The organism is Pseudomonas sp. S06B 330 (assembly GCF_002845275.2).
GTDB lineage: Bacteria > Pseudomonadota > Gammaproteobacteria > Pseudomonadales > Pseudomonadaceae > Aquipseudomonas.
On sequence record NZ_CP088149.1, the window covers coordinates 3,078,949 to 3,091,846 of the forward strand.

15 protein-coding genes are annotated in these 12,898 nt (G+C 60.4%); 6 read left to right on the forward strand and 9 right to left on the reverse strand.

The window, feature by feature from the left end:
- Positions 1-2 precede the first annotated feature (2 nt).
- Together CX511_RS13720 and CX511_RS13725 are read left to right on the forward strand one after the other, a co-directional pair.
- Positions 3-539, forward strand: a complete 537-nt coding sequence (locus tag CX511_RS13720; protein ID WP_101293566.1) for a fimbrial protein — start codon at positions 3-5, stop codon at positions 537-539.
- A complete protein-coding gene (locus CX511_RS13725) occupies positions 536-1,390 on the forward strand; it encodes an MrpH family fimbial adhesin (RefSeq protein WP_143527789.1) in 855 nt (284 codons plus the stop codon). Before CX511_RS13720 ends, CX511_RS13725 begins: the two co-directional genes overlap by 4 nt.
- Here the strand turns inward: CX511_RS13725 and CX511_RS13730 are convergent.
- From CX511_RS13730 to CX511_RS13750, 5 genes are all read right to left on the reverse strand, one after another.
- On the reverse strand, positions 1,371-2,171 hold the full coding sequence (locus CX511_RS13730; protein WP_101293564.1) for an AraC family transcriptional regulator: 801 nt from the start codon (positions 2,169-2,171) through the stop codon (positions 1,371-1,373). The genes CX511_RS13725 and CX511_RS13730 overlap by 20 nt on opposite strands.
- Positions 2,172-3,089: a pyridoxal-phosphate dependent enzyme gene (locus CX511_RS13735; protein WP_101293563.1), complete on the reverse strand. Its 918-nt coding sequence runs from the start codon at positions 3,087-3,089 to the stop codon at positions 2,172-2,174.
- 225 nt (positions 3,090-3,314) lie between these two features.
- Positions 3,315-3,806, reverse strand: a complete 492-nt coding sequence (locus tag CX511_RS13740) for a sterol desaturase family protein (protein WP_101293562.1) — start codon at positions 3,804-3,806, stop codon at positions 3,315-3,317.
- A 92-nt stretch (positions 3,807-3,898) separates the two neighbouring features.
- Positions 3,899-4,048, reverse strand: coding sequence for a hypothetical protein (locus CX511_RS13745; RefSeq protein WP_158240009.1), 150 nt, complete (start codon positions 4,046-4,048; stop codon positions 3,899-3,901).
- Positions 4,049-4,199: 151 nt separating this feature from the next.
- Positions 4,200-5,213: an AraC family transcriptional regulator gene (locus CX511_RS13750; protein WP_101293561.1), complete on the reverse strand. Its 1,014-nt coding sequence runs from the start codon at positions 5,211-5,213 to the stop codon at positions 4,200-4,202.
- A 209-nt stretch (positions 5,214-5,422) separates the two neighbouring features.
- Between CX511_RS13750 and CX511_RS13755 the strand changes: the two genes are divergently transcribed.
- The 3 genes from CX511_RS13755 (at position 5,423) to CX511_RS13765 (ending at position 8,142) form a co-directional block, all read left to right on the forward strand.
- On the forward strand, positions 5,423-5,941 hold the full coding sequence (locus CX511_RS13755) for a 2,4'-dihydroxyacetophenone dioxygenase family protein (protein WP_101293560.1): 519 nt from the start codon (positions 5,423-5,425) through the stop codon (positions 5,939-5,941).
- Between the two features lie 74 nt (positions 5,942-6,015).
- Complete coding sequence (locus CX511_RS13760) at positions 6,016-7,038, forward strand: NAD-dependent epimerase/dehydratase family protein (RefSeq protein ID WP_101293559.1); 1,023 nt, start codon at positions 6,016-6,018, stop codon at positions 7,036-7,038.
- A 24-nt stretch (positions 7,039-7,062) separates the two neighbouring features.
- A complete protein-coding gene (locus tag CX511_RS13765) occupies positions 7,063-8,142 on the forward strand; it encodes a zinc-binding dehydrogenase (protein WP_101293558.1) in 1,080 nt (359 codons plus the stop codon).
- A gap of 28 nt (positions 8,143-8,170) precedes the next feature.
- Here CX511_RS13765 and CX511_RS13770 read toward each other — a convergent pair whose 3' ends face one another.
- The 3 genes from CX511_RS13770 to CX511_RS13780 are packed head-to-tail and all read right to left on the reverse strand — an operon-like array spanning position 8,171 to position 11,454.
- Positions 8,171-9,112, reverse strand: a complete 942-nt coding sequence (locus tag CX511_RS13770; RefSeq protein WP_101293557.1) for an HlyD family secretion protein — start codon at positions 9,110-9,112, stop codon at positions 8,171-8,173.
- Positions 9,113-9,116: 4 nt separating this feature from the next.
- A complete protein-coding gene (locus CX511_RS13775) occupies positions 9,117-9,317 on the reverse strand; it encodes a DUF1656 domain-containing protein (RefSeq protein WP_101293556.1) in 201 nt (66 codons plus the stop codon).
- Positions 9,307-11,454, reverse strand: a complete 2,148-nt coding sequence (locus tag CX511_RS13780; RefSeq protein WP_101293555.1) for an FUSC family protein — start codon at positions 11,452-11,454, stop codon at positions 9,307-9,309. The genes CX511_RS13775 and CX511_RS13780 overlap by 11 nt, the downstream gene beginning before the upstream one ends.
- 451 nt (positions 11,455-11,905) lie before the next feature.
- Between CX511_RS13780 and CX511_RS13785 the strand changes: the two genes are divergently transcribed.
- A complete protein-coding gene (locus CX511_RS13785; RefSeq protein WP_045185393.1) occupies positions 11,906-12,613 on the forward strand; it encodes an MgtC/SapB family protein in 708 nt (235 codons plus the stop codon).
- On the opposite strand, the gene CX511_RS13790 is transcribed toward CX511_RS13785, so the two are convergent.
- Entirely contained in the window at positions 12,610-12,825 is a 216-nt protein-coding gene (locus CX511_RS13790) for a hypothetical protein (RefSeq protein WP_045185396.1), read from the reverse strand. The two genes, CX511_RS13785 and CX511_RS13790, sit on opposite strands and share 4 nt — an antisense overlap.
- Positions 12,826-12,898 lie beyond the last annotated feature (73 nt).

Below are 12,898 nucleotides of genomic sequence, written 5' to 3' on the forward strand. Positions count from 1 at the left end.
CTATGGGCAAGTGGACCATGACCCTGAGTGCCTGGGTTACCGCCAGCCTCTGGTTGCCTGCGGTGCAGGCAGAAGACAACTTGTACTTCTCCGGCACCCTGGTGAATGAACCTTGTGTACTGGTAGCGGAAGACGAACTGTTCAACCTGAACTTCAAGACCGTGATCAACAAGGACCTTTACCTCAACGGCAGAACGCTGGGACGCCCCATCGACCTGCGCCTGACAAACTGCGATCTGGACGTTGGCAAGCGCATGGTCAGCATCACCCTCAGCGCCGATGGCAACGAAAGCATCGAGCCACCGGGCCTGCTGGTACTTGAGAGCGCCACTGTCCAAGGCCTGATGGTGGGGCTGGAGACCACGGCCGGCACTGCCATGCCCTTGAACAAGACCCACCGCATGGGAGAACTCTCCAGTGGCGACAACGTGGTCAGCTTCAAGGCTTACCTGCAAGGGGAGCCCGAGGTGCTGGCCAATCGAACCCTTGGGTTAGGCGACTTTAAAGGGTCCCTGACTTTTGCCTTGAGTTACGAGTGATCACCTTGAAAAAGCCTTACGCAACTGCGCTGCGCAGCGCCCTGGCATCGGTGCTGCTATGCGGTGCGGTGATGCAGGTACAAGCCATTACCATTACTACAACTGAAAGTCGTTATGAGCCAGGTGGGGTACGTTATTACTTCGTAGTGAACGACTGGATGTCGGGCGAGGCAGGTCGGCCTAACCCGTGCCAAACGGACGATCCGCGTCTAACCGTTTGTAGAGTTGGGCTTGTCGCGAGCAAACGTCCGGGATACTACGATGCAGTAGGGTGGTACAACTCGTACGATCTGCCCGTTCGCCGTGGCAGCTCGTCGATGGACCATCTGCTGTTGGATCTGCAGAGTAAAGGTTTTCGGATACCGCTGAGTGCATCGATTCTGGTCCCACTTGAAGACGTCAACGATGAACTCTGCATCAGTTTCAGCTCCTCGAGAATCGGGCCCGACCTTGGTGGATTCATAGGTCTGTTCGGGCCATGCTCCCGTGTTGTTAAGCCGGTGCTGCAGTGCGAGATCAAGGGCGATCCCACGATCAACCATAAAAATCTGCCTGACAATGCGCTGGACGGCGTAAAGGCCTCGACCCAGCTCAGTTTGCAGTGCCGAGGGCCGGCCAGCGTTACTGTCTCGGCATCCAGAACAAATGCTTCAGGCGTGCGACTCAGAAGCGACGACAGCCTGTACTCGAAAGTAACCGTCAACGGTAAAGACGCCACGGCGGGTATCAATGTGGCGGTTTCAGATGGCCTGAGCACCAGGCTCGATATCACCTCGACCTTGAGCACAAACGGAACAGTTGCCCCAGGGCCGTTCTCAGGCTCCACTGTGATTACCGTTTCACCACCTTGAGCCCACGCGGCGGCGCGCCGTAAGTGCGGCGAAACAAACGGCTGAAATGCGCCTGGTCGTAAAAGCCCAGGTCCAGGGCGATCGCACTCAACGGCTGCCCCGCCAATACCCGTGGCAGCGCGCGCTCCAAGCGCAGTTGAGTCAGCCATTGCTGCGGTGGCAAGCCGCAATGGTTGCGAAAACGCCGTAACAGTTGCCAAGGGCTCAAGTCGACGAACGCCGCCATTTCTTCCAGGCTCGGCGGCTGGTCGAGGCGTGATTCCAGCCAGTCGCGTAACAATCGCCAACGCTGGGGATCGAAACCGTTGCCAGGTTCGCTGACGTTGAGGCTGGAGCCCATGCCGAGCAGCAGCGCCAAGGTTTCCCATAGCTGGCTCTCAAAGGCCAGCGCATCCTGCTGATGATGCAAGCCATAGAGCAACTGTTGCAACTGCGGATTGCGCAGTTGCTTGGCGCTGAGGGTCGGCAAGCCCTGGCGACCGTCGCTCAGGTCGCGGCTGACTTCGGTCAGCCAGGTGGGATCCAGGGTCAGGATGCGGATGGCATACCCTTGGTCATCAGCGCTGGCACCGTCATGCACATGCTCCGGTGCCATCAGCAGAATGTCCCCTGCCCCGGCCAACTGGCGTTCGCCTCCAGCGGCATAACGCTGCTGACCAGTGACGATCAGGCCAATGTGATATTCCAGGTGAAAATGCCGAGGAAAGGCAAATTGCTGGTAACGGGCATCGATCAGGCGTACGCCTGGATGCCCCGGCGCCTGATGAACGACGCTATCCAACTAGCAGGCCGCCCGCCACTGGCGGATCTGATCGATGGTTGCGGTGACGCCACCGCAGACAATCACCAAGACCTTGTCATAGCGTTTGAGCGCCTCGGTTGGGGCATACGCCAGGGCCAGTGCAGCGCCACAGGCCGGTTCAACCAGAATGCGTTGATCAGAAAGGAAGCGCTCGCAAGCGTCCAATGCGTCTTGGTCACTGACGACATGACTGTACACCGGTCGCTCCTGGCTCCACGCAAAGGCACGCTGGCAGACCTGTTTGGCCGCCAGCGAAGTGGCCACGGTGTTGACGCTGTCCAGAGCGATCCATTGTTTTTGCGCCATGGCCGCGGCCAGGGAGGCAGCACCTTGGGTTTCCACGGCAAACACCGGTACCTGATCCCAACCGTTGCGCGCCAGGCCTTCGCACACACCAGAAAGCAGACCGCCGCCGCCAACCGCGACCACTACCGCATCAGGCGTGAAGTTGCTGGCCGCCACTTCATCGATCATGGTCGCGTGGCCTTGCCAGAGCAGCGGGTCATCAAAGGGATGGATATAGGCATCGTCATCGCCCAGCAGCGACAGCGCCAGGGCGTTGGCTTCATGCCAGGCCTTGCCGTGAACGATGACATCGGCCTGCTCCTGGCGGATCAGCTGTTTGGCGCGCTCGGTGGTGGTTTCCGGCACCACCACAGTGACGGCCAGGCCCAGGCAGCGCCCGGCGTAGGCCACGGCAATGCCCGCGTTGCCGCCTGAGGAGGAGACAAAACGGCGCTTGCCCTGTTTGGCATAGGCCTCACAGGCCGCGCCAATACCGCGCAACTTGAACGAGCCGGAAGGCTGCAAGGCGTCGAGTTTCAGCCAGATGTCCAGGCCACTGGCCAGGCTCAGCGGGCGGGATGCCAGCAGTGGGGTTTCGATATGCAGGCTCATGCGCTTACTCCCTGTAGAGAACACCTCCAGCCTACGCCTAACGCGTCGCTCAATCTTGTACGAAATTGCGGACAACTGTCTTGATTGGCCCCTTGTAGCCGCTGCCGTGAGGCTGCGATCGGGCGTGAAACGCTCGTAAAACCTGCCACCGGATTCGTCAGGCCCAAGACGGTGCCCCGTTGCGACTGCTCTGCGGTCGATCGCAGCCTCGTGCCTCGGCAGCGGCTACGACACGTTGCCGTTATTGGGGGCGCTCCCAGTGCGTCGTGCACGCAGCTGACGCTTGAGCCGATGCAGCGGCGGCGCATACAAAAAGCCAAACGACACGCTGTTTTCCCGGCCCTTCAAGGCATGGTGGAGCAAATGCGCTTTGTACAAGCGCTTGAGGTAACGGTTGCGCGGCTGCGGCTTGAACGGCCAATGCCGGTGCACGATGCCGTCGTGGACAATCACATAGATCACCCCAAAAGCCGCCACTCCGGCACCAACCCACTGCAACGGCGCATGCCCGGCACGGCCAAGCGCCACCAGAGCAAAGGCAATCAATGCCAACGCCAGTAGGTAAATATCGTTGGTTTCCAGCGCGCCTAAATGCGGTTCATGGTGCGAACGGTGCAGGAACCAGCCCCAGCCATGCATGATGTAACGATGCGCCAGGTAGCCGATGCCTTCCATGGCTGTCAGGGTGCAGAAAAATACAGCGAGGTTGAGGATCATCGAAAACGGCTGACCTGCGTGCGCGGTGTAGAGGTGGCATCAAGGGCGAAAAGCCTACCACCACGGCGCCGTTGGGCACACCCTGATTGAGCTTAAAAACGATTGAACGTCTCGCTTTCGGTGACTTTGGGCAGATAGTGACTGACGCTGTAGGTGTGTGACTGGGCGGGAGGTGATGGTGGCAAGGCGGTCGCGATGCCGACAAAGCCGATGACAAGCAGGGACAGCAGATAGTGATGCATAACGAAGCTCCTGCATCCTGGCGGTGGCCGGGATGGTGAAGTTTTTTGTTGTTGGTCACCTACTTTCACTGTTTGCCGGGCAGATGTCTTGTCATTTTGTGCCACTGGCTTATCTTTTCAGGACAGCACAGAAAATATCCGCCGACCGGTATCAGTCGGCACTGCCCGCTTCTTGCTGCCTGGCCCATTGCGTCAGGCTCATGCCGTACCAACGCTGGAATGCCCGGGCAAAGGCGCTCTGGTCCGCATACCCGAGCAATTCTGATAGCTGGCAGACACTCATGTCGGGCTCCGACAGGTAGTGGCGGACCATGTGCTGGCGGGTCTGGTCGAGCAGTTTCTGGAACGAAGTGCCTTCGTTGGCCAAATGCCGCTGCAAAGTTCTCGGGCTCAGGTGCATGACTTCGGCAATGTAGTCGAGCGTGACCCGTCCATCCGGGAGGAAGCTGCGTAGCAGACGTTGCACCTGACCGGCGAATCCCCCCTCACTGCGGTTACTCAACTGTGCCAGGCGCTGGCGCATGAACTCATGCAGCGCGTGATCGGCGTTGGGCACTGGCATGGCCAGCAAGCTGTCACTGAACACCCAGGCATTGTCTGGCGCGTTGAACTGCGGGGAAATACCCAGCAGTTGACGGTATTGGTTACTGGGTGCCAACGGGGCATGTTTGATCAGTAACGCCTGCGGTTGCCAGTGGCTGCCCAGCAGACCCTGCATCAATTGCTGGCCGACGCCCATGGCCAACTCGTCGATCTGCAATTGCCCGCGGTGGCTAGCGATACTCGACACATAACTGAGCACCGTCTGGCCGTCTCTATGCTGCAACAGCACTTCGGTGCTGTTGTTGTGCATATGGAAGTAGTGGCTGAGGTCGTGCAGCGCCTGCTCCACGCTCCGCGCATTGCGGATCAGATAACGCAGCGTGCCAAAGATGTCGACACCCTGAAACAAGCCGTACTGCAAACCGAACAGGGGATTGTTGGCAACCTTGGCGGCATGCTCGAGCAGGTGCACGAACTTGTCGTAGCTGATCAGGTTGTTGGGGTTGTCCTGGACATCGCTCAACAGGCCCACATGGTTGAGCAAGGCCTCGGGGTCAAGCTGCTGGCTGCAGGCAAATTCGGCGAAGCCGGCGAGTGCTGAAGCACGGGTCAGATGAGACATGTTCAGGCGCTTTAAAGTTATTGGAAGTACTGAAATGCAAGGCTCACATAGTCGAGACAAGCACGGCTCAAGTCAAATGCCAAGCCATCTTGGGCGTGGCGCGAAATGGATGATCATTAGCATGATTTACAAAGCCACGCCGCGCCTGGCACGCCTACCATCAGTGGCGCTTTTTGATTGATCTACAACAGCCGCTGAGGATAACAACAATGACAATGCCAACCCCCGTCTACGAACACGACCATTTGCTGTCGCTGGACACCAACCGCCTGCCGATTTTCAAAGATGCCCTGGCCCCGTACTTCCCCGGCGTCGACGTGCAACCGTTGTTCCTCGATCCCAGCGTCGGCACCTGGGTGCTGCGGGTTATCTTCCACCCAGGCGTTACCCTGCCCTGCCACTACCACACAGGTGCCGTGCACCTGTACACGATGTCCGGGCGCTGGAATTACCTTGAATACCCAGACCAGCCTCAAACCGCTGGCTGCTACCTGTTCGAGCCCGGGGGGTCGGTGCATACCTTTTCGACCCCGGCAGACAATACCGAACTGACCGACACCTTCATGGTGGTGCACGGCGCCAACATCAACTTCGACCAGGACGGCAACTACGTCGGTCTGATGGACGCCAGCGACATCATGCAACTGATTGACCGGCTGGTGCGCGAACGCGGCATGCAACCGGCGCGCTATATCCGCCCGGCGCAGGCGCGCTATACCACCGCCTGACCCTTAGCTCATGAACGCCCCGCCGCGGTTGCGCTGCGGCTGGGACTTACTCGCGCGTTTTGTGGAATTCATCGATGAACCCAGCCAATCTCCCCAACGGTGCTGAGGGGCAGGTGCCCCCTATCCCCCGCTCCGTGTTCATCACCGGTGCCAGTGGCTTTATCGGCCAGGCCCTGCGCAAGCGTTACCAAGCCCTTGGCTGTGACGTACGCGGCATGGATCTTAACGCCGACCCGGCGCACAACGTGGTGGCCGGCGATCTGTGCAACCCGCAAGGTTGGCGTGACCATGCCAAAGGTTGCGAACTGTTCATCAACACCGCAGCGATCGTCTCGCTTGCCGCATCCTGGCAACGTTATCGCCAGGTGTCGGTACGTGGTGTGCGTAATTGCCTGGACGTGGCCATTGCCGGCGGAGCCACGCGTTTTGTCCAGCTGTCATCCATCGCCGCGCTGGGTTGGCAGTATCCCGATCAGGCCGATGAGCAATGCGACGTGGTGATCGGCAATGAGTACCGTTATGGCGTCGCCAAGGGCGCCAGCGAGCATGTGGTATTGGCCGCCCATAGTGCTGGCGAGATCGACTGCACTATCGTTCGCCCCGGCGATGTCTATGGGCCCGGCTCCCGGGCCTGGCTCAGCGAACCGCTGAAAATGGCCAAGTCGGGCATGCTGATCCTTCCCGACGGTGGCCGCGGCATGTTCACGCCTGTGTACATCGATGACCTGCTCGATGGTTTGATGCTAGCTGCTGGCCTGCCTCAGGCTTTGGGGCAAATTTTTCACATCAGTGCCCACGAAGCCGTCAGCTGCCAGCAGTTTTTCTCCAACCACTGGCACTGGGCCGGGCGTTCCGGAAGCCCGCGCAGCTTGCCGCTGAAGGCCGCCGTGGCGATCACCGGGCTGTTATGGCGCATCAATCAGTGGCTCGGTCGCCACGACGAAGTCACCCCGGACGTGATGTACATGTTTTCCCGCAGTGGTGGGATCTCCATCGACAAGGCCAGACGCCTGCTCGGCTACCAGCCCAAGGTCGCCCTGGAGGAAGGCCTGCGCCGGTCCAAAGCCTGGCTGAGCGAAACCGGACAACTGAGCTGAACCTGCCTCTTAGGAGCCTGCCCCATGAAAGCAGTCGTAATGCGTAACCAAACGCTGGTCGTTGAACAGCTCACGGCACCTCAACCGGCCCACGGCCAGGTACTGGTGAAAACTCTGGCCTGTGGCATCTGCGGTTCTGACCTGCACATGTACCACCACTGTGAAAACGTGCTCAGCGGTTTTCGCAATGCCAACATCCCGGTGGCCTTTGACCCCAGCCAGGGCTTGGTAATGGGCCACGAGTACTGCGCCGAGATTCTCGATCACGGCCCCGATTGCGATAAGAAGCTAAAGGTTGGCACACGGGTCTGCGCCTTGCCATTTGTGATCAGCCCGACACGTTTCGAGCATATCGGCTTCTCCACCCCCTATCCCGGTGGCTATGGCGAGCAAATGGTACTTGCCGAACCGATGCTGGTAGCGGTGCCAGGGGACTTGCCAGCGCCTATCGCGGCGTTGACCGAGCCCTTGACCGTGGCCGTACATGCGGTCAATCGCGCGCAACTGAGCGGTGAGGAAGTGCCGTTGGTGATCGGCTGCGGGCCAATTGGCCTGGCCGTGATTGCTGCGCTCAAGGCCAGAGGCGTGGGCCCGGTGATTGCCGCGGACTTTTCCCCGGCGCGGCGCGCCCTGGCAGAAAAGTTCGGTGCCGACCAGGTGGTCGATCCGGGCGTAAACTCGCCCTACACGTCGTGGCTTGAGGTCGCCGCCCCGAGCGACTACGACATGCGCAGCCCTCTGGCGCTGCTGGGGCTGGGCCCGCAACCACGCCCCTGTGTGGTATTCGAATGCGTCGGCGTACCAGGCATGATCCAGCAGATGATTCAGCACGCACCGCCGCGCTCGCGCCTGATCGTAGTCGGCATGTGCATGCAGAGCGACCAGATAGAACCGCTGATGGCCTTGCCCAAGGAGCTCAATGTGCACTTTACCTTTGGCTATACGGCTGAAGAGTTCGTGGACACCCTGCACGCCCTGGCGGATGGCAGCCTCGATGCTGCCGCGATGATCACTGGCACGGTCGGCCTGGACGGCGTTGCCGATGCCTTTACTCAGTTGGCCCGCCCGGAGCAGCATGCCAAAGTAATGATCGTGCACGACTGAGCACGCCGGCAACGCTAACCTGACGGCCTCAATCACGCACCGTAACAGTGGCGGTAGTGCCGGCACGCAGCTGGTCTTTGCCGGCATAGTTGGGGTCGATCTGGATACGTACCGGAATGCGCTGGGCCAGTTTGACCCAGGTGTAGCTGGGGTTGACGTTGGCCAGTAGGCGGTTGCCCAGCGCATTTTCGCGATCGGTAATGGCGTAGGCAATGCTCTGCACCGTACCCTCGAAACGTTCGCCACTCATCAAGGCGATATCCACACGGCTGCCGGGATGAATCCGTGGCAGCTTGGTTTCTTCAAAGTAGCCACTGACATGGAACGAGGCGCTGTCAACCAGTGCCAGCAAGCCGATCCCGCTGTTGGCGTAGTCGCCCTGGCGGGTCAATAGATTGGTCACATAGCCACTGACCGGCGCATAGATGCGCGTGTGTTCAAGGTCCAATTGAGCCTGGGTCAACGCAGCTTGCGCCAGCTCGATATTGGCCAATGCCAGGCTCAGATCCGACTGGCCACGCATCAGCTCGGCTTGGGCGACAGCGACATCGGTACTGGACTTTTCCCACTCTTCACCGGAAATCGCGAAGCCCTGCTTGAGCGTGCGTCGCCGCTGTTCCTCACTCTGACGTTGCTTGAGTAAGGCCTGGCTGGAAACGATCTGCGCCCGCGCCTGGCCCTCACTGGCCTTGGACACTTCCACCGCCCGACGCGCGTACTCCACCGCCAGGGCATAGCGCGCCGGGTCGATTTCCAGCAGCAGGTCGCCCTTGTTCACATGCTGGTTATCGTCCACATGCAAGGCGATGATGCGCCCGGAGACATCCGCCGAGAGTGTTACTACGTCAGCGCGCACCCGTGCGTCGCGGGTCCAGGGATCACGTGTGTAATGCTCCCAGGCATACCAGCCAAGGAGCAGCGCCAGCAGCACAATTGCCAGGGTCGAGGCCTGGGCGACAACTTTTTTCACGGTTTCAGCTCCCCATGAACAGGATGATCAAGGCACAAATGCAGGTGTACAGCGCTCCTTCGAACAGCGCCGGATGCCACACCCGCTGCATCACCCCCAGGCGCTGCAGCAGCCACAACAGCGCAAACAACAACGGCATGGCCAGCAACAGGGCCTGGGCAATCGGCGGCAAGTAGACACCGCCCACCTCGAAATCAATGGGCAAGGGCTGGCGCTCCTTCAGTTGCGGGATCAAGGTAACTGCTGTAATGGCGCAAGAAGCCGGCGATCACCAGCAGCGCAACACGGATACGAAACAGCGAACGCAAATCCTCGGCGGGGGCGTTGAACTGCTCGCTGTGCAAGGCGTCGAGCGCTTCACCCAGGGCCTGCAAGGTGTCAAGCAAAGCCGCCAGTTGTACCCGCGTGCGTCCGGCGATATAGCGGCCAGTATCGCGCAACACCTGCTCCAGCTGCGCGCGGGTCTGTGCTGCGATCAACGGGTTGTCGCGGCTCTGCTCCTGCAGTTGTCGCAAGGCCACACCCAATGCCATGCAGGCCAGGTTGACCTCGAACAGCGCCTTGGAACGAGCATCCTGAGTGGCTGGCAACAGGCCGAGGATCAAGGTCAAACGATCGACCATGCGACTTTCGAATGCGAACTGGCGCTCATCGGAGGTAGGCCCCTTAAGCAGCGCGTAGACTTGTTCACGGGTCTCGCGAAACAGACGCTCGATGCGTAGCTGCGGGTTGAATGGGAACACCCAGGCATACACCAGCAGCGACAACACCCCACCGCATACATAAGCGCCGGCAAATTCGAACCACTGGATCGCAGTGTTCTGCCAGGCGCCGATGTTCTGCGGGCCAAACAGCAGAAAGCTGGACAACCCCAGGCCCATACCGATACCCGCCGTCATAGGCGTCGACAGCCCGACTGCGACCACGTACAGCAACGGCAGTAGTAGCAGGAATAGCATTTCGACATCGACCACCTGAGGGATCAGCCAGAACTGATACAAGGCCGACACCACCAGGGCCAAGCCCAAGCCGCGCACGTAGTTTTGCGCAGCCATGAGTGGTCGCGGAAAGGTGGCCATCAGTGAACACAGGATGCCAACAATGATGACCCCGGCACGGGCGCCGTCCCAGGCGGTCTCGATCCAGATCAAGCCCGCGCAGAGCAAGGCGATGAAGGCACGGCTGGCGTTCATCGCAGCCAGGCGAAAGTCCAGGTGCAAAGGATTGGTCCGGGCCTGGCGGTACAAGCAATCCCCGGACCGGCCTTCCTGGATCGCATCGCTGAGTTCGAGCATTTCGCTCAGTTGTTCCAGCATCCGCGCCTGCTCCCAGCGCAGAGCCCAGGCCAGCGAACGCAGGGTGGCCGGCATGTCATTCTTTAGTTGTTCGGCCTGCAGCGCTGCCTGGTCGAAGCGCCGCTGCAAGGCACTGAAGTGCTCGCGAGCACTGGCTGGCATGGCCCTGCCCTGTTGCGCCAACTGGTCGAGGAACGCCAGTTCGTCAGTGAGCAGGCGGTTGATGAAATCCGGATAGGCCCCCTGCCAACGCTCGGCAATCATCAGCTTCTGGTTGCGCAGCACAGTAAGCCTGGAGGTGAGCAACACCAGCTGATTGCCCAGCAACTGCACCAGGCCGTTGGCGCCGCGCAGGTGTGGCGCATCGAAATACAGGTGGCGGCGAAAGCTCTCCAAAGCGCTGATTTCGCCAAGGATCTGCATTTGTCGCTGGCTGAAGGCGGCCGCCGTTTCCTCGCCACGGATGGCCGCCGCAGCATGGCTGGCCATCAGTTTGATCAAATTGTCGACCTTGGCAAAGTAACCACGAGTCACCGCCTGCGGCCTGGCACTGAGCAAACTCACTACGCTCACACAGGCCACCGCCAGCAGGGTTTCAGTAACCCGGGTGATGGCCAGCATCAGGGTATTGTCCTGCTCCGGAATCGCCAGCATGGCCACCACCACGGCGGTGAAGCCACTGAGCACAAAGGCGTGAGAACTGGTGTAGCGCAACAAGGTACCCCCGGCGGTACACAGGGCTAGCCACAGCGCCAGGGTAACCATGAATGGCAAAGGCGCCTGGGGGAACAGCGCCATGATCAGCACGGCTACGGCGGCGCCTATCGTGGTGCCCACCACCTGGGCAAAGCTGCGCTGCAAGGTCATGCCGCCCAAAGGCTGGCTGACGATAAACACGGCCATGATCGACCATTTGGGCTGGTCGAGGTCAAAGATGAAGGCCAGGTACAGGGTCAGCAAACAGGCCACGATAGTGCGCAGGGCGAAGCGAAACGTGTCCGGCCCCGGGTGCAGAACCATCTTGAAATAGTTGATCAGTGGCTGCATACCGCTCCCTCGTCGCACCGTGCTGCTATTCACCTTAGCCACAGCGGCGGGCCAACGGAAGCGGCGTTCACACACTACAGCGTTGCAAATCCGGAACAGTGGCGATCCAGATGCTTTCTGAAGCAATTGTCATCAAAACAACCTTGACCTTGGTGCCATTGAACGTTAGTTTCTCGCCCGCATTTTTGCATGCCTATACAGGAGTCCTGCATTGGACAGTTGCCCTAGTCGATTGCGACAGGTTCATACGGCGCGCTAGTTCAGCAGACTCTTTCTGCCACTGCCTCGCCGTCTCTGGCGGTCAGTGGTGCCTCGCATCATTTCCCCTCCCAGCAAGCCCAGCACGAACATCCGTGGCCTTGGCTTGTGACCCTGCGCAATCCATGTGTTCATCCTTGCATCGAAAAGGTTCGATGCCGTAGCGGCGTACGCCGTGGATTTGAGGTTTGTCATGGATTGGAAAGTCTTTCTCCTGCGCGTCAGCGTCGCGCTTGTACTGGGTGCCTTGATCGGCGCCGAACGCCAACTGCGCCAGCGCCTGACCGGCCTGCGCACCAATGCCCTGGTCAGCACCGGCGCCTGCCTGTTCGTGTTGATGACCCAGGCGGTGCCGGGCATGGTCGCTACCGATGCGTCGCGCATTGCCGCGTATGTGGTGTCGGGCATTGGTTTTCTTGGCGGTGGCGTGATCATGCGTGATGGTTTGAACGTGCGCGGTCTGAACACCGCGGCCACGCTCTGGTGCACCGCTGCTATCGGTGTGCTGTGCAGCCTGGGCCTGCTGTTGGAGGCGGCGCTGGGCAGCTGTGTGGTGTTGTGCGCCAACATTCTGCTGCGCGATATTGCTCAGCGCCTGAATCAACAGCAGGTGCTGCCCGCCAATGAGGCTGAACAGCGTTTTGAGGTGCGCATCATCTGCCGTGCCGAAGACGAGATCCAGGTACGCAGCCTGATGCTCCACGGTTTCAGCAATGGCGGCCTGCGCCTGCAGTCGCTGCACAGTGAAGACCTGGCCAACCCGGCCAAGCTTGAAGTGCGTGCCGAACTGCTGGGCAGCCCCGAGGCGCCAACCCAACTGGAACGCCTGGTCAGTCGGGTCAGCCTGGAAAAAGGCGTCAGCGCCGTGCGCTGGCAAGTGCAGGCGCTGACGGCTGACTAACGGCGCTCGTCCGACAACGGCGTGGGTTGATCGGGTTCCGGCAAGCGCTGGTCCTGGTCCGGGGCATCGGGCAGACGCTCGATGTCCTGGGGGTGCTCCCGGCGTTGTGGGTCACCGTCCACGTTGGGGTCGGTGACCGGGTCATGTTCACGTTGCGGGTTGTTCAGCGGATCCTTCCACAGCGGATCATCATCAGGACGTGGGTGGCTCATGGCAATAACCTCTCAAAGCCGGCACGAAGAAAGCCGCACCGTATAGGTTCGAGCCAGGCCCCCTGCCCCCGGT

What these genes read in the sequence shown, in the direction of transcription:
- CX511_RS13785 (WP_045185393.1), top strand. Translation starts at nt 11,906, where the DNA reads ATGGATTGGAAAGTCTTTCTCCTGCGCGTCAGCGTCGCGCTTGTACTG.
- CX511_RS13745 (WP_158240009.1), bottom strand. Translation starts at nt 4,048, where the DNA reads ATGCATCACTATCTGCTGTCCCTGCTTGTCATCGGCTTTGTCGGCATC.
- CX511_RS13720 (WP_101293566.1), top strand. Translation starts at nt 3, where the DNA reads ATGGGCAAGTGGACCATGACCCTGAGTGCCTGGGTTACCGCCAGCCTC.
- CX511_RS13750 (WP_101293561.1), bottom strand. Translation starts at nt 5,213, where the DNA reads ATGTCTCATCTGACCCGTGCTTCAGCACTCGCCGGCTTCGCCGAATTT.
- CX511_RS13760 (WP_101293559.1), top strand. Translation starts at nt 6,016, where the DNA reads ATGAACCCAGCCAATCTCCCCAACGGTGCTGAGGGGCAGGTGCCCCCT.
- CX511_RS13765 (WP_101293558.1), top strand. Translation starts at nt 7,063, where the DNA reads ATGAAAGCAGTCGTAATGCGTAACCAAACGCTGGTCGTTGAACAGCTC.
- CX511_RS13790 (WP_045185396.1), bottom strand. Translation starts at nt 12,825, where the DNA reads ATGAGCCACCCACGTCCTGATGATGATCCGCTGTGGAAGGATCCGCTG.
- CX511_RS13780 (WP_101293555.1), bottom strand. Translation starts at nt 11,454, where the DNA reads ATGCAGCCACTGATCAACTATTTCAAGATGGTTCTGCACCCGGGGCCG.
- CX511_RS13740 (WP_101293562.1), bottom strand. Translation starts at nt 3,806, where the DNA reads ATGATCCTCAACCTCGCTGTATTTTTCTGCACCCTGACAGCCATGGAA.
- CX511_RS13755 (WP_101293560.1), top strand. Translation starts at nt 5,423, where the DNA reads ATGACAATGCCAACCCCCGTCTACGAACACGACCATTTGCTGTCGCTG.
- CX511_RS13735 (WP_101293563.1), bottom strand. Translation starts at nt 3,089, where the DNA reads ATGAGCCTGCATATCGAAACCCCACTGCTGGCATCCCGCCCGCTGAGC.